The sequence below is a fragment of the Shewanella cyperi genome (assembly GCF_017354985.1).
Lineage (GTDB): Bacteria > Pseudomonadota > Gammaproteobacteria > Enterobacterales > Shewanellaceae > Shewanella > Shewanella cyperi.
The window spans coordinates 3,464,023-3,482,681 of sequence record NZ_CP071501.1; the positions used below are offsets into that span (position 1 = coordinate 3,464,023).

Consider the following 18,659-nt stretch of genomic DNA (forward strand, 5'->3'; position numbering starts at 1 on the left):
AGCTGTCATAAAAAACGCCGGGATAATCCCGGCGTTTTCTTATGTTTTGGCTTTGGCGTCAGCGGAAGCTGGCATTGATATTGGCCAGCACCCGACTGCCGGGACAGAGATCCTCCTGACTCAGGCGCGAAAGCGGCGTGGCCGAAGTGCCCGCCATTTCATGGTACTCCTGGGGCGTCGGGTCTATGTACAGCAGCCCTGTGAGTATCTCTCCCTTGGCCTTGTGCTCCTCTATGGCCGCCACCGCCTTGCGGCTGTCGTGGGTGTCATAGTCATCGTCGGTCCGGCGGATGCGCAGAATCGAGCCATCGTGAAGACAGATGTCCTCCAGCTTCTGGTTGTCGAACTTGCTGACGATTTCGGTGCGCGCCGGCACAAAATCCACCACCCCGGCGGCCTTGATATGCTCGTGGACATAGTCATAGGAGCGGGTCGAAGTGGCGTGATTGTTGAAAGTCACGCAGGGGGAGATAATGTCGAGGAAGGCAAAACCCCGGTGCGACAGTGCGGCCTTGATCAGCGGCACCAGCTGCTTCTTGTCGCCGGAAAAGCTGCGGCCCACCATGCTGGCCCCCAGTTGCAGCGCCATCACGCACAGGTCGATATCGGCAAACAGATTGGCTTCGCCGCTCTTGCTGTGGCTGCCGAGATCGGCGGTGGCCGCGGTCTGGCCCTTGGTCAGGCCGTAGACGCCGTTGTTGGCCACCATGTACAGCATGTTGAGGCGGCGGCGCACCACGTGGGCAAATTGCCCCAGGCCGATGGAGGCGGTATCGCCGTCACCGGACATGCCGATATAGATCAGCTCGCGGTTGGCCATGTTGGCCCCCGTGGTCACCGACGGCATGCGGCCATGGACGGTATTGAAGCCGTGAGCCCGGTTCATAAAGTAGTTCGGCGCCTTGGAGGAACAGCCAATGCCGGACATCTTGGCCACCCTGTGGGGCGGAATAGACAGCTCATGGCAGGCCTGGATCACCGCGGCGCTGATGGCATCGTGACCACAACCGGCACACAGGGTCGACAGGCTGCCCTCGTAGTCACGGTAGCTGAGCCCCAGCTCGTTGAGCGGTAACCTGGGGTGGTGGAACTTGGATTTCTGGAAACTCATCAGCCTGCCTCCTGGGTTTGGGCTTCACGGGCCAGTCTGGCCACTATCTCGGCGGCAATAAATCGGCCGCTGATGGGCAAGCCATCGAAGTGGAGCACGCTTTGCAACTGCTGCGGATCCTGCTCCAGTTCCATGGTCAGCAGGGTGCGCATCTGGCCGTCGCGGTTTTGCTCTATCACAAACACCTGCTGATGGCGCTCGATAAAGTCTTGCACCTCGCTATGGAAGGGAAAGGCGCGGATCCGCAGGCAATCGGAACTCAGTCCCTGATCCCGCAGCAGATCTTGGGCCTCCTCTATGGCCGCAGTGGTGCTGCCGTAATAGATGAGGCCAATGGCGGCGCTCTTGTCACCCTCGCGGCATTCGGGTCTGGGCAGGTAACGCACCGCGGTGCGGAATTTCTCCGCCAGCCGGTTCATGTTCTGCACATACTCATCGCCCTTCTCTGTGTAGACAGCAAAGCGATCCCTGGAGGTGCCGCGGGTAAAGAAGGCGCCCTTCTGGGGATGCTCCCCCGGCAATACCCGGTAGCAGATGCCGTCGCCGTCCACATCTAGGTAGCGGCCGTAGCGCTCCAGCTCGTCGAGCTCGGCAGCACTCAGCACCTTGCCGCGCTGGTACTGGTAGTCATCCTGCCATTCCAGCTCGCAGCACAGATGATCGTTCATGCCGATCTCCAGATCGCTCATCAGGATCACCGGGGTCTGCAGCTGATCGGCAATATCGAACGCCCGGGCCGTAAGGCTGAAACACTCCTCGGGATCGGCGGGAAACAGCAGCACATGCTTGGTGTCGCCGTGGGAGGCATAGGCGCAGGCCAGCAGATCCGCCTGCTGGGTGCGGGTCGGCATGCCGGTTGAGGGACCGGCCCGCTGCACATTGATCAGCACAGCCGGCAGCTCGGCAAAATAGCCCAGCCCCAAAAATTCGGTCATCAGCGACACCCCGGGACCGCTGGTTGCGGTAAAGGCCCGGGCACCGTTCCAGGTGGCCCCCAGCACCATGCCCATGGCCGCCAGCTCATCCTCGGCCTGGACTATGGCAAAGTTCTTGTTGCCGCTGGCGGGATCGATCCGCAGCCTTTGGCAGTAGGCGGCGAACTTCTCCACCACAGAGGTGGAGGGGGTGATGGGATACCAGCCCACCACAGTGGCGCCGCCGTACAGGGCCCCCAAGGCGGTGGCAGTGTTGCCGTCCATCATTATCTTGCCGCGGTTGAATTCCCGCCGCTCCACCCGAAACGGCAGCGGGCACTCAAAGTGACTGGTGGCGAACTGGAAGCCGATTTCCAGGGCGTGAATATTGGGGGTGATGAGCTTTTCCTTGCCCTTGAACTGATCGGAGATCAGATCCTTGAGCACCTGAAACTCTATCTCCAGCAGCGCCGCCAGGGCGCCTATGTAGATGACGTTTTTAAACAGCTGCCGCTGACGCGGATCGCTGTACTCCTTCACGCAGATCATCGAAATCGGCATCCCCAGCATATGGATGTCGTCCCGCAGCACGGCCTCGTCCAGGGGTTTGGATGAGTCGTAAAACAGGTAGCCGCCGCTCTCGACGCTCTGGATATCCGCCGTCAGACTCTGGGCATTCATGGCCACCAGCAGATCGGCGCGGCCACCGCGACGGCCAAGATAGCCCTTGTCGCTGACCCTGACCTCGTACCAGGTGGGCATGCCCTGGATGTTGGAGGGGAAGATGTTCTTGGCGCTGACGGGTATGCCCATGCGGAAAATCGCCTTGGCAAACATGTTGTTGGCGCTGGCGGAACCCGTGCCGTTGGTGTTGGCGAACCTCACAACGAAATCATTGATTTTCTGGTTCATTTAATCACGGCCTCCAGGTTGTCGATACTGAATTTCTGCATATCCCAGGCGCCTGTGGGGCAACGCTCGGCGCACAGGCCACAGTGCAGACACACGTCCTCGTCCTTGACCATGATCTGCCCGGTTTTCAGCGCCCCCGACACATACAGGGCCTGCTCGGGATTGAGCTCGGGCACCCGCAGCGCGGCCTTCACCTGCTCGTCGGGGCCATTGTCGACAAAGTTGATGCAGTCCATGGGACAGATGTCCTCACAGGCGCTGCACTCGATGCAGCGGGCCTCCTCGAATACCGTCTGCACATCGCAGTTGAGGCAGCGGTGTGCCTCCTGCAGCGCCAGGCGTTCGTCATAGCCCAGTTCCACCTCGGCACTGAGTTGCGCCACCGCCTGTTGCCAGTCCAGATGGGGCACGGCCTTGCGGGCGCCGTGATCGATGGCGCTCTGGTAGCTCCACTCGTGAATGCCCATCTTCTGGCTCACCAGCTGGTAGTCGCTTCCCGGGCGCACCGCGGGATCTTCCCCCTGGCAATAAAGGTCGATGGAGATCGCCGCCTGGTGGCCGTGGGCCACGGCGGTGATGATATTTTTCGGTCCAAAGGCGGCATCGCCGCCAAAGAACACCCGCGGCAGGGTGGATTGCAGGCTGAGCTTGTTGAGCTTGGGCAGATCCCAGCGGTTGAACTCTATGCCAAGATCCCGCTCTATCCAGGGGAAGGCATTGTCCTGGCCCACGGCGCAGAGCACGGCGTCGCACTCCAGCATCAGGGTTTTGCCGCTTGGCACCAGCTCCCGCTGACCACGGCTGTCGTACACGGACTTGACCTCGTCAAACAACACCCCTTTGAGCTTGCCGTCCTCCAGCACAAACTCCCGCGGGGTATGCTCGCAGATGATCTCCACCCCTTCGGCGGCGGCATCTTCCTTCTCCCAGGGCGAAGCCTTCATGGCCTCGAAGGTGGAACGCACCACCACCTTGACGTCTTCGCCGCCGAGACGTTTGGCGGTGCGGCAGCAATCCATGGCTGTGTTGCCGCCACCGAGCACCAGCACCTTCTTGCCTATGCTGTCTATATGGCCAAAGCTGACCCCGGCGAGCCAGTCTATGCCTATGTGTACCCACTCATCGGCCTCGTCCCGCCCCGGAATGCGCATGTCCTTGCCCTTGGGGGCGCCGGTGCCGACAAAGATGGCATCGAAGGGCTGCTCCAACAGGCTGGCCAGGCTGGTCATTTCCACCCCGAAGCAACAATTGAGGCCCATATTGAGGACCAGGTCGGTTTCCTCGTCGAGCACTTCGACCGGCAGGCGGAAGGCGGGAATTTGCGAGCGCATCATGCCGCCGGCCTTGGGATCCCGGTCGAACAGGGTGATCTCATAGCCCAAAGGCAGGAGATCCCTAGCCACAGTCAAAGAGGCGGGCCCGGCACCAATCAGGGCAATATGGCGGCCATTTTTCTGGGTCGGGATCTTGGGCAACAGTCCGGTGATTTCATCTTTGTAATCTGCGGTCACCCGCTTGAGGCGGCAGATGGCCACCGGCTGCTCTTCCACCCGGCCACGGCGGCAGGCGGGTTCACAGGGGCGGTCGCAGACCCGGCCGAGGATGCCGGGAAACACATTGGAGCGCCAGTTGACCATATAGGCTTCGGTGTAACGGCGTTCGGCGATGAGACGTATGTATTCGGGCACCGGGGTGTGTGCCGGACAGGCATATTGGCAGTCCACCACCTTGTGGAAGTACTGCACGCCTGAGATGTCGGTCTTGTTCAAGGTCATCATCCTGATCTGGACGCTGCCCACCGGGCAGCGGGGCGCACCTGGCCGGCCAGGTGCCTGGGTTTGCAGGACGGCACGGTCGCTGAACAAAAAGCAACCGCCTACGGTTCTTTTTTAACTGTTTTATAACTGTTAAAACAATAGCATTGATCAAGAAACCGTGAAGTCGTGGGGAAATTTGTTGCCCAGGTCAACAATGGGGACCTTGTTTAAGTCTGGCCGCAGGCAAAGCGGCTATCTTTTGCTGCTGCACAACGTCAACCATCGGATGCCATTAATCCCCGCGTGGCGGCCACAGGCCTTCGGGGAACGCTCACGAGATGAAACTGTTCATCTCACTGTCTGGCGACACGCTTATCCCCCTGCCGTGGGTGCCGCGCATGGATGCGCCAATGTCGCGATCGCATGGCCTGTTTTGTTCCAGACAAAACAGGCATTCCCTCCATCCATGGTGGTCAGATGCGAAGGAGCGAACTTTCGCACTGCCGCACCCGCGACACGCCGCAAGTCCTTCCCTGGAGGCTCGCCGGCGACGTCCCTGTCACCGATGGTCGCTGGTGCGGCAGTGCCTAAGTGGGTATTTCACTCCGGCCCGGGAGAAAGAATCCCAACGAAAAATCCAACTTGCAATGCAGAAAAAATGCGGTTGCCGCCGCCAGCTTCATCTTATAAGCTCGGGCGAATTTCCAATTTAAAACAAATGCGTACTGGATACGTTAAAGCTTACATATCCCGGAAGAATCGTGTGTTCATGAGTTGAAGCAGCCCTGCTCCATGTCAGCGCATCTATGACACAGCGCAGCTCAAGAGCCAACAACAGCACAAAGTGAGGACGTGAATATGAAATCAAGGATAGTCATTATTTTAATCGGCTTGGCTTTGCTCACGTCCTGCAGTGCCTTCGTCAGCCAGAATACGGGCAAGCGCACGCTCTCAAGCAGCATGATGGATTATCTGTACCCGGATAAAGACAGCAGGACCCGACAACAGCCGGAAATTCCCTTGTTAAGCCTGCCGGTGAAAGTGGGCTTGGCTTTTGTCCCTTCCTCAGGATGGCAAGAGGGTATTCACGCCAAGGACCAACTTGAACTGCTGGAGAAGGTCAAAGCCGCTTTTACCCAATACGACTATATCGATCGCATCGAAGTCATCCCCAGCACCTATCTGAAAAACGGCAAGGGCTTCGCCACTCTGGAACAGGTTGGCCGCCTGTATGACGTGGATGTGATGGCTTTGGTTTCCTACGATCAAGTCACTCAATCGGTTGAAAACAATGCCGCCCTTTTGTATTGGACCATAGTCGGCATGTATGTCATCCCAGGCAACGAAAACTCGGTCCAGACCTTCGTTGATACTGCAGTGTTCGATATCAAAAGCCAGAAAATGCTGTTCAGGGCCCCCGGCATCAGCAAGCTTGACAAACGCACCACAGCGGTCGGGGTCGATGAAACCTTATCCGAGAAGTCACTCGAAGGCTTCAATCTCGCCGTCGCCGACATGACCACCAATCTCGACGCCGAGCTGGCCAGATTTAAAACCCGGGTGAAGGAAGAAAAGATCGCCAAGGTTGAAAAACGCCATGGTTATAGTGGTGGCGCCATCGGCCTGTCCATCCTGCTACTGGGTTTGGTCGCTACCCGGCGCAAAGCCGCACGCGCCCTTGGTATCACAAACTGTAAATTACATTAACCTGTCAGCCTTACAGCAAAGTTGTGAGGCCGTTCCAATCCGCCCTTGGGCATATGCAGAGGATTCAATGACCAAGTTACGAAATGGCTATATGACAGCCTTTATGCTATCTGCCGCCTTAATACGCTGGATTTTTGAAAAGGAAGCCATAGGTTTACAACTGTTGTGCCTGTCACTCCTCTGCACCAGCTGCATATTTGCCTGGCTGTACCACGAGCTGAGAAATAAAACTCAGACAAAGTAGATATCGCCTCCATTTGACGAGCTGAGGCCAAGGGATAACTCAGAAATAAAGGAACCTAAATGCGCAAATTCGCTTTTCTGCTCGGTCTGGTCCTCGTTGGTTGTCAATCAACACCTCAGGCGCCATCGGCACCCAGTTATCAGGGTGAACTTATCGATGTAGGTTACTTCGACAAATATGGCTATTGGCAGCCGCAAAGAACCCAATCCAGGCTGGATATTGGTGCCGAAAAAGTCAGAAAGCAGCTCGCCGCAAAGGGCGTGGTGGTGGCGATTTACGAATACAAAATTGATTCAACGGGTCAGCTTTGGGAGCTTAATCTTATCCAATCCGTCCCGGAGGGAGCCGTGACGGCAGAGGATCTTATTAAAGCCAAGCTGGTCGACGCACACTGGAATGTGGCCATTAATAATAAAGAACTTACTCCCGTCAAAGTCACCGAACGTATGGTAATCATGCAGTCAGGCGTTGCAATTCCCCCCGATGACATGAACATCAATGACTTCCTCAAGCAATTGAACAGTAAAGATCAGAGGTAAGCCTATCTTCAGCCAGTCGGATTAACAGATTCATCTGACTGGCTCCCCCTGCGGTGCCCATTCGCCCTGCCAAAGGGCAATCACCCATCCCAGCTGCTAGAGTTTCAAAACACTCCCGCAATCGACTCGGGTCGGCATAAGGATCCCTCTATGCTTGAAGCACGTACCGGCAAACCGCTCAGCACCCGCTCCGTTGAAGCGGCGACACTCTACCAAGAGGGGGTGGATCTGATCCTGGGGTCCGAATCCGGTGCCGCCGAGACTTTAGACAGGGCCCTTACCCTCGACCATCACTTTGCTCTGGCGGCAGCGGCGCGCTATTGCATTGCCATGGATGCGGGTGAGCCCGATGCCGAGCGCTTTCGGGACCTGGCACAAACCGCCGCCAAGGATGCCAGCGATTGGGAACAGCAGCATGTGGAAGTGCTGCTGGACTTGATTGAGGCCCCCGGTAGCAGTCGCGATCTGGCCATGGCCTATGTTGAGCAGAACCCGGCGGATCTGTTGATAGTGTCGCAACTGGCGGGACGTATGTTCTTTTTCGATGGCCCGAAAAAACTGGAAACTGTGCTGGCACTGTTTGAGTCTGTGGCACCGGCGCTTGGTGACGACTGGGCGCTGCTGGCACGCCTGGGTTTTGCCGCCAGTGAGGCCGGACAAAGACCAAGGGGACGCGAGCTGCTGCAACGGGCGCTGACTCTCAGGCCACAATCCTTGTACAGCATCCACGGCATGGCCCATCTGCTGCACGATGAAGGCGCGGCGGCCGAGTCCTCCGAACTGCTGCAAAACTGGCTTAAGCAATATGAAGCGGGGGCCCGCGAAGGCCAGATGTATGGCCATGTGCAGTGGCATCTGGCCCTGTCCGAGTGGCAACTGGGTCAGCGGGACGCCGCCATGGCCCGCTACCAGAGCTACTGCGCCCCGGCCACCACCAGTTGCGGCCCCATTTTAACCCTGGCCGATTGCGGCGGCTTTTTGCTGCGGGATTTCCTGAAAACCGGTCAAACCCGGCCACTCAATAATGATGTGCTCAAACACATAGAAAGCGTTTGGCCAATGCTGGGCCATCCCTTTATCGCCCTGCACGTGGCCGCCCTCTACGCCAGCGCCGGGGATATCAACGGCCTGCAATACTGTGAGGAGGCTCTGGCAGCATTGCCGGACAGCCCCAACCGCGACCTGTCCCTAGCCCTGGTGCGGGCCCTCGACCGCTTCAGCAGCGGAGACTTCCAGGGCGCCGCCGATATTCTCGCCAGCCTCTCCCCCGAAGTCCGTATCGGTATCGGCGGCAGCCATGTGGAGCGGATGCTGGTGGAACTGCTTGAATGCGCCTGTCAGGCGCACCTCCCCCAACACAGCTGAGGTTATGGCCAGGGTTGTGACTGCTGTGGTGACTATCGCTTTGGCTTTGGCTTGGGCTGTGACCACCAGAGTTTGCCGCCTTGGCCGGTGGTAGCTTTAGCGGCTAAAGGGTTCGGTTTTAAGGGCTTTTGGGTCTATGCTGTCAATCGTATCCAAATTGAGGGCCCCAATTGAGGGACATAAGTGAGGGACATAAAGTGAAGGAATACCGGATGAAATCCATAACTGTCACCGCGGCCGCTCTGTGGCTGGCCGCCGCAGGTTTAGGGGCCCAGGCAGCCGAGATGCCCGCCATGCCGCCCCAGGCCGCCCTTTGCGGCAGCTGCCACGGCCCCCAGGGTCAGGGCGTTGAGCCGATTGCCCCCCGCCTTGCCGGGCTTTCGAGCGAATACATTCAAAAACAAATCAAAGACTTTCAGACAGGAAACCGACAAAACTCCAGCATGACGCCCATGGCCATGACCCTGCAGGGCGCTGAACTCATAGCCCAGGTGGCAGTGTTTTTTGCAGCCCAGGAACCGGCCCCAATGGAAGTGCAGCATCGCGGTGAACAGCTGGTGTTCAGTGACAACGCCGGGCAGCTGGCGTTCCAGGGGGATTGGTCACGGGAGCTACCGGCCTGCGTCACCTGCCACGGCCCCTCGGGGATAGGCGGCGGCCTGTTCCCCCGCCTTGCCGGGCAACAAGCCGGCTACCTCAAGTCCCAGCTACAGGCATGGCAAACCGGTAGCCGCAAGGGCGATCCCGATGGCGTGATGGCCAATATCGCCCAGAAGCTGACAGCAGCCGAGGTGGATGCCATCAGCCACTATTTTGCCACCCTCAAATAAGGACGCCCGCAATGAAACATACACTGCTTATCCTGGGCGCTACCGTCATTCCCTTGGCTGTTCCCATGGCTTGGGCCGAGCCGCCGACCAAGGAAGCCCAGCTGCCAGACCGTCAGACCCAGTTGCCCTCGTCGCCCAAGCTTGAGGACCAGCACTATTTGAGCCCAAGGCCCCTGAACACCATCCCCCAGGGGGCCTTTGGTGACAAGGTGCGCCTCGGCTATCAATTGTTTGTGAACAGCCAACAACTGCGGGACAAGTACGTCGGCAACGAACTCAACTGCGTCAACTGCCATATGGATGCCGGTCGCAAACCCAACGCCTCACCGTTTTGGGGAGCCTTTTTCGCCTACCCTGCCTACCGCAAGAAAAACGACAAGGTGAACAGCTTTGAGGAACGGATCCAGGGCTGCTTTACCTATTCAATGAACGGCAAGGCCCCGCCAAGCGGCAACCCTGAACTGGTGGCTCTCTCCGCCTATGCCTACTGGCTGGGCATGGGTGGCCTGATGGACCAATACGGAGTGACAGGTGAGGTGCCAGAACTTGCCGATGCCGAGCTGCTCCAGGGTGGCAAACGAGACGACTTCCCCGTACCTGCCGCCATCAGCGCCGCCTTGACGACCGAGCAGCGCGCCAATCTGCCCGGCAGGGGTTATCCCGCCATCCCCAAACCCGAACTCCCCTACGATCCGGCCCGCGGCGCACTGGTCTACGAGGCCCATTGCCAAAACTGTCACGGCAGCGACGGTCAGGGCCAGGCCATGGGCGGCGTCTATAACCTGCCGCCCCTGTGGGGCCCACAGAGCTTCAACTGGGGCGCGGGCATGCACAGGGTGAACACGGCGGCATTTTTTATCCATGAAAACATGCCTCTGGGTAAAAGCATCCAGGTCAGCAACCAGCAGGCCTGGGACGTTGCCGCCTTTATCACCTCCAAGGAGCGCCCCCAGGATCCCCGCTTTGAGGGTAATTTGGAGCAAACCAAGGCCAGGTACCACAAACATGACTGCTACTACGGCACCACCCAGGACGACACACAGCTTGGCAAAGACGCCTTCCCCAACCTGCCGCCCAAGCCCTGAACCAGTGCCCTGAACCAAAACCCACAGCAAAGGGGAACCTCCGCCGCCACTGCGGAGGCCCCGCCTTTGCCATATAAAGCAGGGGTTGTGGTCAACAACTTACGCACCAGTCCGGGAATTAAAAGAGTGCGGGTTAGCAGAGCGCCGGGTAAATGTCATTAATTACGCAAATTGCAGTTTATTCAGTGAGCCAAATGCCTGTCTTCAGCAGTAAATCTGCCCAATCAACGACCTCGTATTCATATAACTCCAAACTGACTTAACACACTGATTTTTGTTATTTATATCTGGCGCCATTGGTGTAGTCTGATGGAGAAATGACTACAGGGCTACCCAAAGAACATAATTACAAGGATTTTACGGATGAAACTTTTTGCCAAGTCACTTATCCCGCTGAGTTTGTTTACGGTATTTACAGCACAGGCTACGTATTTGGAGGCACTGAATGCCTACCAAACTCAGCAATACCCGCAAGCACAACAGGAATTTGAACACTTGCGCGAGCTGGGTAACGCAAACGCCGCATTCAACCTTGGAGTGATGGCGTACCAAGGACAGGGGGAACCCGCAGATGCCGTGAAAGCCCTGGGTTATTTTCGTTATGCCCAAGTCCTGCAGCATTCGCGGGCCGGTGCCGCAGTTGCTGAGGTGAGCCAAGGCCTAACGCCACAACAACTTGAGCAAGCCAACGTCATTTTAGGGCAGCTACAACAGCAACAACAGATTATTGCCCAAGATGAGCAGATGGGTTCGGAAGCGGCTGACGCAGCCATCCTGCCATTGTTTCGTGTTGAACCACAGTACCCCATTGAGGCGGCCAGGGCTGGGATAAGTGGTTTTACGCGCATGCAATTTATTGTCTCACCCGAAGGAGAGCCGATATTTGTGCAAGTGGTTGTAAGCCGTCCGAGTAAAGTCTTTGATAAGGAAAGCCTCAAAGCCATTAAAAAATGGCGATATAGCAAATCTGAGCGGCCGCAGCTGCTGTCGGTCCAATTGGACTTTAAAGTAGAGTCCAAGGGTTCAGACAGTCAAATCATCAAAAAAATGTATAAATATGCTGAGGAAAATAAGTTGTGGCTGGGCGCCAATGCCGACTACGACCAACATCAACTGGCATTGGCGGAATGGTTCTCTTTGGCACAAGGTAAACTGGCTGTTCATCTGCAAGAAGACAAACAATTGCCCTTAGCCGAGGATTTACCGAGTCAATCGCTCTTTGGCAAAGTCAGCTCCGCAACCTTATTGACGCCCTTGGGTGAATCCATGCCGCTGTTAGTGGAGTTATCTGCCGGCAAAGTGGTTAAAGCCGAATACGGTGGTAACAAACACGACTTAAATGCCAAGCCGGTTGGACAGTATGTGAAGCTTGGTGAGCCACTATTCAAACAATCCTTTGCAGACGGACAGTATCGTTTTTGGGCTATGGCCGATAAAGCTGAGGTTCGCCTTTTTCCCGTTAAATCCTTGCCGAGCAATTTGTTTGAAAAATATTGGCTCGAGCAAGCGGCACTAAACGGCAATCTTGAGGCCCAGCGTCAATTGGCTGTAGATAATCCCCAATGGCGCCAATATTTAACTTCCGTTGGTGATGACAATGCCTTGGCATGGTCGGCGTTGGAGTTTGCTGCTGCGGGTGATGCAGTGCAGGCTAAACAGCTATTGCAGCAAATTAAAAATGCCAATGCGGAATCGGTCTCCGAAGTCGTTGAATATACCAAGTCGCTGCTGTGAATTTTGGCTGCAACACCCAATGGGTCGGCACATGGGGGCAGGTAACAGTCCCCCAAGGACAAGTGCTTGTGTCGCTTTTCAAGCGACTAAAAATCGCGGCCTTCCAGCCCGCCTCCGGGCAAGGGGCTTTGCTCGTCCAAAGCCCCTTGCAACCCAAAGGACGCCCGCGACGAAGCGGAAAGCCCCTTCGGTCTTATGGTGAAAATTGGCTAACGCGCCAGACGCTCATCCATGATTCGACTGACGCGGCTTCGGCATCCATGCCTCGCCACGCCATTTTCACCAACGCCCTCGGCCGCTTCAAGCGGGTTACGGTTGTAGTGGTCTAATAATTCCGGACACCCATTAAGGTGGTAAAATTGCCACACTAAAAGAGGTGTTCAATGACCAGAAATCGTCGTACTTATTCGCCAGAGTTCAAGCATGAGGCTGCTTGCCTGGTACTCGACCAGAATTATTCAGTTCCGGAAGCCTGCCGTGCAGTTGATGTGGGTGAAACCGCCATGCGCCGCTGGGTTGAGCAGTTGAGAGCGGAGCGTGGCGGGCTGACGCCAAGTTCCAAAGCGCTGACACCGGAGCAGCAGAAAATTCAGGAATTGGAGGCCCGGATTAACCGCCTTGAGCGAGAAAAGGCAATTTTAAAAAAGGCCACAGCTCTCTTAATGTCGGACGAACTCGAACGTACGCGCTGATAGACCAGTTGAGGGAGCATGGTGCAGTCGAATTGGTCTGTTCAGTGTTCGATATCGCTCTATCCAGTTACTACGAATACAGGCAACGGCAACAAGGCCCTGACCCTGAGCGCATGGCGCTGCGCAGCGACATCAAGCGGCTGTTCCGGCTCAGCCGCGGTGCTGCCGGCAGCCGTACCCTGGTCCGGATGATGCGGGAGCTGGGGTATCGTATCGGTCGCTTCAAGATCAGAAGATTGATGCAGGAAGCCCAGTTGATAAGCAAGCAGCCCGGAGCTCACGCCTACAGACAGGCCACGGTTGAACGACTCGATATCCCAAATCGCCTGAGCCGTCAGTTCAAGGTGAGTGGCCCCAATCACGTCTGGTGTGGGGATATCACCTACATCTGGGCGGGCAGTTGCTGGTGCTATCTGGCGGTCGTGCTCGACCTGTACCGGCGTCGCGTGGTCGGCTGGGCGCTGTCGGATAAACCCGATGCGACATTGGCAACCAAAGCGCTGACCATGGCGTATGAACAACGGGGACGACCACAGGGTGTAATGTTCCACTCCGATCAGGGCAGCCAATACACCAGCCGCCAGTTTCGGCAACATCTGTGGCGTTATCGTATGACCCAAAGCATGAGTCGCCGCGGCAACTGCTGGGACAATGCACCGATGGAGCGCTTGTTCCGCAGTTTGAAAACCGAGTGGGTACCCGTGACCGGATATAGCTCCAGGGGAGAAGCAATGAAAGATATCAGTTTTTACCTGATGGACTACTACAACCGGCGACGGCCCCACAGCTACAACGCTTGGTTGCCCCCTGCGCGAGCAGAAAATCAACCTAACTTACAGTCCGGAAATTGTTGACCACTACAGGTGCACCCTGTAGGTTTGGCGCAATAGGGTAGAAAACCTCTTTTTTTGTCAGTAGGTAAAACGGCGCAAGGCCTTTTATTGTCATTAGTCTCAATAGTTTGCTAATGTTTTACCCCGCCCGGATATGGCGGGCAGGATTGCCGGGTAGGCAGATGGAATTCACAGGCTGTGGGGATTAGGGATGAGGTTAGCGGTAAAAGCATTGGTTATTTGCGGTTGTTTCCTGGTTCATGGCCTGCAACAGGCTCAAGCCGAGGAAATTGGCCAGTGGCATGAAATTCACTTCAACAGTAACCCGGCGGTCAACTTCCACCATTTCCTGTTTGAAATGGCCCGAACCGGGGAAGACCTCAAGACCCAGGGATGGAAGCGAGATCTCTCCAAAGACGAATTGGACCGGCTCAGCAGCATAGTTGCTTATTATAAAGAGCACCTGATCACCCGAGGCCGTTCGGCGATGCGAACAGATCCCGAGTCATTGGCCATCTCCCGCGAGCTGACGCAATACACCCCAGGCCGCACACTGCGATTTGAAAATCCTGATTACCAAGCGTTATTTGAGAAATCCTTCCCCATCTATGCAGACTTGCTCTGGCAACGGGATGACGCAAGTAACAAGCTGTGGCTGAGCAACCTGCTCCCCCTGCTGGAAAAATATGGCAACTCAATTCAAGCCAGGGTAGAAGCCAAGCTGGAACACCCGCTGTTTTCAGCCAAGCAACACAAGGTCGATATCGTTTACCGTCCTGGCCATAAAAATGGTGCCTTCACCCTGGAAATCCCCTATACGGCAATCAACAGTTTTCGCAGCGACTACAGCGGCCTCGCCTCCCTTGAAATGATATTTCATGAAGTGTCCCACTCATCGGCCACAGACACCCTGTTCGATAAAGTCATGGCGACCTTCAAGCAAGAGGGCGTGGAAAATTCGACCGCCATCTGGCACCCAATCATGTTTTATACCGTGGGCACCATAGTCGAGCAGACGCTGGCACAGGACCATATCCAGTACATTCAGTACGGCTCGAAACAGGGAATATTTACCGAGGGATATTTCAGCTCTTCCACTCCTTACATAGAGAAATACTGGGCCCCTCATATGGACAACAACGAGCGCATGGATGCCACTATAGCCAGCATTGCCAAAGAGATGCACTTAGCTGCTGATAAGACGGCTAAAACGACAGAACAGAACTGAAGCCGTGCTTGGCTAACGTCGTGGGATCAGGGCTTGGAGCACTGGGGCAGAATGTTGATAACCTTCGTTTTTGTCAGTAAATAAAACGGCTCTGGCCCCTTTAATTTTTCTGTTTTGGATTCATAAATACGCTAAGCCGCTAATTTATTGATAAAATTCCTACCTATGATTAACATGCTGTTACCAGAAGCTGAATAGGGAAGTGTTCATGGGTGTTGTAGATGACGCGATTAATAGACGTAATCAATGCATGAAAGCTGGTGAGCCAATTCTACCTGACAACTATAACGGCGTAACCGTCGATAGAATTAGACAAGTCCTGACTCAGATTGATAGATGTACGAACAGCATGGTAGAGGGCGTTTTTGCTCTTTTGTCCACTGAAGCCAACTGGTTCAACAAAGCAGCAACAAATGGATTGCAATTCAGACACGGAGCAACAACTGCTCATGTCGGAACTCACGTGGGTATCCTTCAGCGCGGTAACCGTGACAAACTTGATAGAGAGGGACGCGACTACTGGCTAAAGCCATTGTGGGAAATCGGTGCTATTGAAAAAGTCTATTTCGACTCAGACTCTACTGTGTTCTTACCTGGTCATCCTATAGCCAAATCACCTAATTCTGCTTATCGCCTAGAACAGAGGTTTATTGACATTCTCGAAGCCGAAGAAGGCGAATGGCAATGCATGGCTACTAATTGGATTCAGGAAGATGTTTTACGAGAAAGACTGTCTTTGCAAGCCTCGCAAGCAGAGGAAACAAGTCAATTGATAAAGAGTGGTCACAGTCGTTTAATTCGCGCCTCGCATGAGATCTATGCACCTCGCTTTCTAGAAGGCTATCACGTTGTATATATTGATGATGGTGATGGGGAAAGAACCACTGATGAGCAACGAGCCGTATTAGCAGAGGCTGGACTTACAATTGACTTGTCTGACTCGATGCCTGATGTTCTGTTGTGGAATCCTAAAATTGATATGCTTTGGGTTATTGAAGCCGTAATAAGCGATGGTGAAGTAGATACGCATAAAAAGAATAGTTTAACTGAGTTTGCTAATCGACACGGGAAAGCAGGTATCGGATTTACTACTACGTACCCTACGTGGAAGAAAGCTGCTGAGCGTCAGTCTCAGTTCAAGAACTTGGCTGATGATACTTACATGTGGATTCAGGAAGATGCATCGCGAAGCATTCACATCAAACAATGAGTAATAATTAAATCACAAGGTCGTATTAATGGATAAAGAAGCGTGGAAAAAAGCTGCCTTTGAAACGGTAGTTAAAGTCGCGGAGTCGAAAGAGGAATTTACGCCAGACGACATTTGGGATGCTGGATTGCCAAAGCCTCTGGAAGCGCGTTGGTTGGGACCTGTTATGAATGCTGTAAAGCGTGAGGGCATTATCGAAAAGACTGGGCGTGTCCAACCAACGAGGCAAAAAGAAAGCCACGGTTGTGACGTAACCATCTGGAAATCTAACATCTATACAGCTTAAAACAAAAGGAAATGACTCTAACCAACTGATCCTAATGGTTCTACATTTTGCCGCAAGCCTTGCCGTTTAAGACATTTCAACCATTAATGGCAAAGTCTGCTGTGACAATGCCCAGATCAAGATGCGTGCTCAATATCTCATGTAGAGGTAACGATAGCGCAGCGACCTAAAATACGGAATTACTATTTAGACTTTGAACATCCTCCTATGTACTGTTTCAAACCAGACTTGGCAGTTACTCAATTTGGTAGGCGCCTGCCAGATTGGGGCCAATTAAGCCTCTTAAGCTAGCTCGCATAGTGGTCATCAATTAGCACCTGAATAAGCTCATCAATGTGTTTTTGGTCATAGCTTTGAACAGCTTGCCCTAACCTCACAAGCGTCAAGGTATTTGGATAACGTAAGACTCTTAAATCTGCCGCATTAACTTGAGTATGTCCGTTGAACTGACGGAAATACTGGTCAACTAAAGTACTATTAAGATAAGCGCATAACCCTTTAGCAAAATAAGGCTCTAAAGGTCCGCCGTTAGCATGAAAATAGTTGGTCTTATTCTCAAAGCCAACCATTTCTACGTCAGCAATATCGGGGGTATACATGGAAGCGACAATACGACGATTCTCTTCTTTAGCTGATAAACGCTTCGTTAGGACATAATGGCCGTTTGGCACTAGCTGTTTTTCAGTATCTCTATTCCTAGCTAAAGCGTTTGGCTTCTTGATACCTTTTTGCGGCCAATCAATTGAGCCATTGTCAAAATGAACCGGAAATATTAGAGGGACAGAATTTTCATCAGGATCCTGACGTAGATTTTCACGTGTTCTGAAATCAACAACCTTGCCTGTGCTCGTGTTAATACCTAAATCGTCCAATGAACAAGGCAAACCACCAATACGCTTTGCTATCTGCGCTTCAAAGTCATTAGTCACTACATGAATGAATCTGTCAGGGTTGCTAGGACTAACTACCTCATTGAACGGCGCAATTCTAATCTGTGGTTCAGGGTCATCCGCACATGTACTAGAAGTAATTTCGACATCACCTTGAGATCTCCCTTTAACTACATGAAAAATTATATTTTCTTGTAGTACTTTATCCCCCTTGAAAGCGCGGGTTCGACTTTCGAATACATGGAGCTTACACAAAGCGTTTTGATCAAGCAGAACTCTTCTGAAATCGTTAAAGTAAGGACCGTTACAGAAACTTCTTGGTGTGATTGCAACCAGCTCCCCTCCATCTTCCAACAGCATTAGAGCCAGCGCAACAAAACACGAATAAAGATTTCCGGTTTCAACCCCAACATTACGCAATAGATTACGCTCTCTCCCTGATGCCGCAATTTTCAGATAAGGAGGATTCAAAATCGCTTTGTTGAAAATGACCGTTTGCTCACCTCGTTGTCTTGCTTGTAACAGCTCCACTGCTGAGGAAATAAAGTCTTCGGGATGTACATTTGATTCAAACTGGATCTGTTCTTGCTCGCACAATGTTTGATTCAAGGCTAAAGATTGACCAAGATAATCAAGTAGAACAGGCTCAAGCTCCCAAGTGTTAGCGGTAACACTGATTGGACTAAATTCGGCAATACTTCTAGCAATCAAAGCAGTGGTGAGGGAGCCAATGCCAGCACCAGCATCAAGTATCGATAGTTCCCCAGAGAGATTATCAAACTGACCAGCCAATAACTTAGCTACTGAGCTAGGAGTCATAAATTGTCCCTTGCTACCTCTAGTACTTTCATCAAGTAGAGTGTTAGCGTGTTCTCTGATTGCATCTACTTGCTGCTGAAGCTGTTCGGATGCACTCGGTATGATTTCTTGTGCTGTGCTGGTCATAACAATAACTGGTTTTTTGTACAGTATATAGATTGTGGCACAATTTGGCAGATTCTCAAAGAGTTCACTCCTAATGAATACGCGCACAACTTAAGACTTTATAAAATTCATTAGTAACAAAAACATGAATAAAACCCCCTTTGGATTCAAGGCGTATTTAACCCTATGAACAACAGAGAACAGAGCATTTTAAATGCTCTCCATAAGTATCTGGATACTCAATAAAGACCTGCACACAGCACCCCAAGGCCAAAGAGGGACACCCACTCCCAGCACAGGCGCACCAGTGACCATCGGCGACAGGACGTCGCCGTTGAGCGTACAGGGACGTATTCACAGCGTGTCACTGGGGTGCCTGTGCGAAGGCCTGCGGCAGG

Annotated in this window: 14 protein-coding genes; 10 read left to right on the top strand and 4 right to left on the bottom strand. The window is 53.9% G+C overall.

Translation table 11 applies throughout. The features are described 5' to 3' along the window. Positions 1-58 precede the first annotated feature (58 nt). Genes JYB84_RS15410 through JYB84_RS15420 form a run of 3 tightly spaced genes read right to left on the bottom strand, consistent with a single transcriptional unit; the run spans position 59 to position 4,706 of the window. Entirely contained in the window at positions 59-1,111 is a 1,053-nt protein-coding gene (locus JYB84_RS15410; RefSeq protein WP_207320898.1) for a 2-oxoacid:ferredoxin oxidoreductase subunit beta, read from the bottom strand. Beyond that, positions 1,111-2,937, bottom strand: a complete 1,827-nt coding sequence (locus JYB84_RS15415; protein WP_207320899.1) for a 2-oxoacid:acceptor oxidoreductase subunit alpha — start codon at positions 2,935-2,937, stop codon at positions 1,111-1,113. Before JYB84_RS15415 ends, JYB84_RS15410 begins: the two co-directional genes overlap by 1 nt. Continuing rightward, complete coding sequence (locus JYB84_RS15420; protein ID WP_207320900.1) at positions 2,934-4,706, bottom strand: FAD-dependent oxidoreductase; 1,773 nt, start codon at positions 4,704-4,706, stop codon at positions 2,934-2,936. Before JYB84_RS15420 ends, JYB84_RS15415 begins: the two co-directional genes overlap by 4 nt. An 846-nt stretch (positions 4,707-5,552) precedes the next feature. On the opposite strand from JYB84_RS15420, the gene rhlP reads away from it, so the two are divergent. The 10 genes from rhlP (at position 5,553) to JYB84_RS15470 (ending at position 16,447) form a co-directional block, all read left to right on the top strand. Next, positions 5,553-6,401 carry a rhombotarget lipoprotein gene (gene rhlP, locus JYB84_RS15425; RefSeq protein ID WP_207320901.1) on the top strand — a complete coding sequence of 283 codons (849 nt, stop codon included), beginning with the start codon at positions 5,553-5,555 and terminating at the stop codon, positions 6,399-6,401. Positions 6,402-6,704: 303 nt separating this feature from the next. Further along, on the top strand, positions 6,705-7,184 hold the full coding sequence (locus JYB84_RS15430; RefSeq protein ID WP_207320902.1) for a hypothetical protein: 480 nt from the start codon (positions 6,705-6,707) through the stop codon (positions 7,182-7,184). A gap of 150 nt (positions 7,185-7,334) precedes the next feature. After that, positions 7,335-8,549, top strand: coding sequence for a hypothetical protein (locus tag JYB84_RS15435; protein ID WP_207320903.1), 1,215 nt, complete (start codon positions 7,335-7,337; stop codon positions 8,547-8,549). Positions 8,550-8,761: 212 nt separating this feature from the next. Next, complete coding sequence (locus JYB84_RS15440) at positions 8,762-9,379, top strand: c-type cytochrome (RefSeq protein WP_207320904.1); 618 nt, start codon at positions 8,762-8,764, stop codon at positions 9,377-9,379. An 11-nt stretch (positions 9,380-9,390) separates the two neighbouring features. Beyond that, the gene (locus JYB84_RS15445) at positions 9,391-10,464 is read left to right on the top strand and encodes a c-type cytochrome (protein WP_207320905.1); all 1,074 of its coding nucleotides are present in this window, start codon (positions 9,391-9,393) and stop codon (positions 10,462-10,464) included. A gap of 363 nt (positions 10,465-10,827) precedes the next feature. Then, complete coding sequence (locus JYB84_RS15450) at positions 10,828-12,198, top strand: energy transducer TonB (protein WP_207320906.1); 1,371 nt, start codon at positions 10,828-10,830, stop codon at positions 12,196-12,198. A gap of 383 nt (positions 12,199-12,581) precedes the next feature. Further along, positions 12,582-13,744, top strand: a protein-coding gene (locus JYB84_RS15455; protein WP_207320704.1) for an IS3 family transposase whose coding sequence is annotated in 2 segments (ribosomal slippage) — positions 12,582-12,837 and positions 12,837-13,744 — 1,164 coding nt in all. Because the reading frame shifts where the segments join, the coding sequence is not laid out codon by codon here. Between the two features lie 190 nt (positions 13,745-13,934). Further along, positions 13,935-14,951: a hypothetical protein gene (locus JYB84_RS15460; RefSeq protein ID WP_207320907.1), complete on the top strand. Its 1,017-nt coding sequence runs from the start codon at positions 13,935-13,937 to the stop codon at positions 14,949-14,951. 208 nt (positions 14,952-15,159) lie between these two features. Then, the gene (locus JYB84_RS15465) at positions 15,160-16,161 is read left to right on the top strand and encodes a BsuBI/PstI family type II restriction endonuclease (RefSeq protein ID WP_207320908.1); all 1,002 of its coding nucleotides are present in this window, start codon (positions 15,160-15,162) and stop codon (positions 16,159-16,161) included. Between the two features lie 28 nt (positions 16,162-16,189). Beyond that, positions 16,190-16,447: a hypothetical protein gene (locus JYB84_RS15470; protein ID WP_207320909.1), complete on the top strand. Its 258-nt coding sequence runs from the start codon at positions 16,190-16,192 to the stop codon at positions 16,445-16,447. A gap of 287 nt (positions 16,448-16,734) precedes the next feature. On the opposite strand, the gene JYB84_RS15475 is transcribed toward JYB84_RS15470, so the two are convergent. Then, entirely contained in the window at positions 16,735-18,282 is a 1,548-nt protein-coding gene (locus JYB84_RS15475; protein ID WP_207320910.1) for an Eco57I restriction-modification methylase domain-containing protein, read from the bottom strand. Positions 18,283-18,659 lie beyond the last annotated feature (377 nt).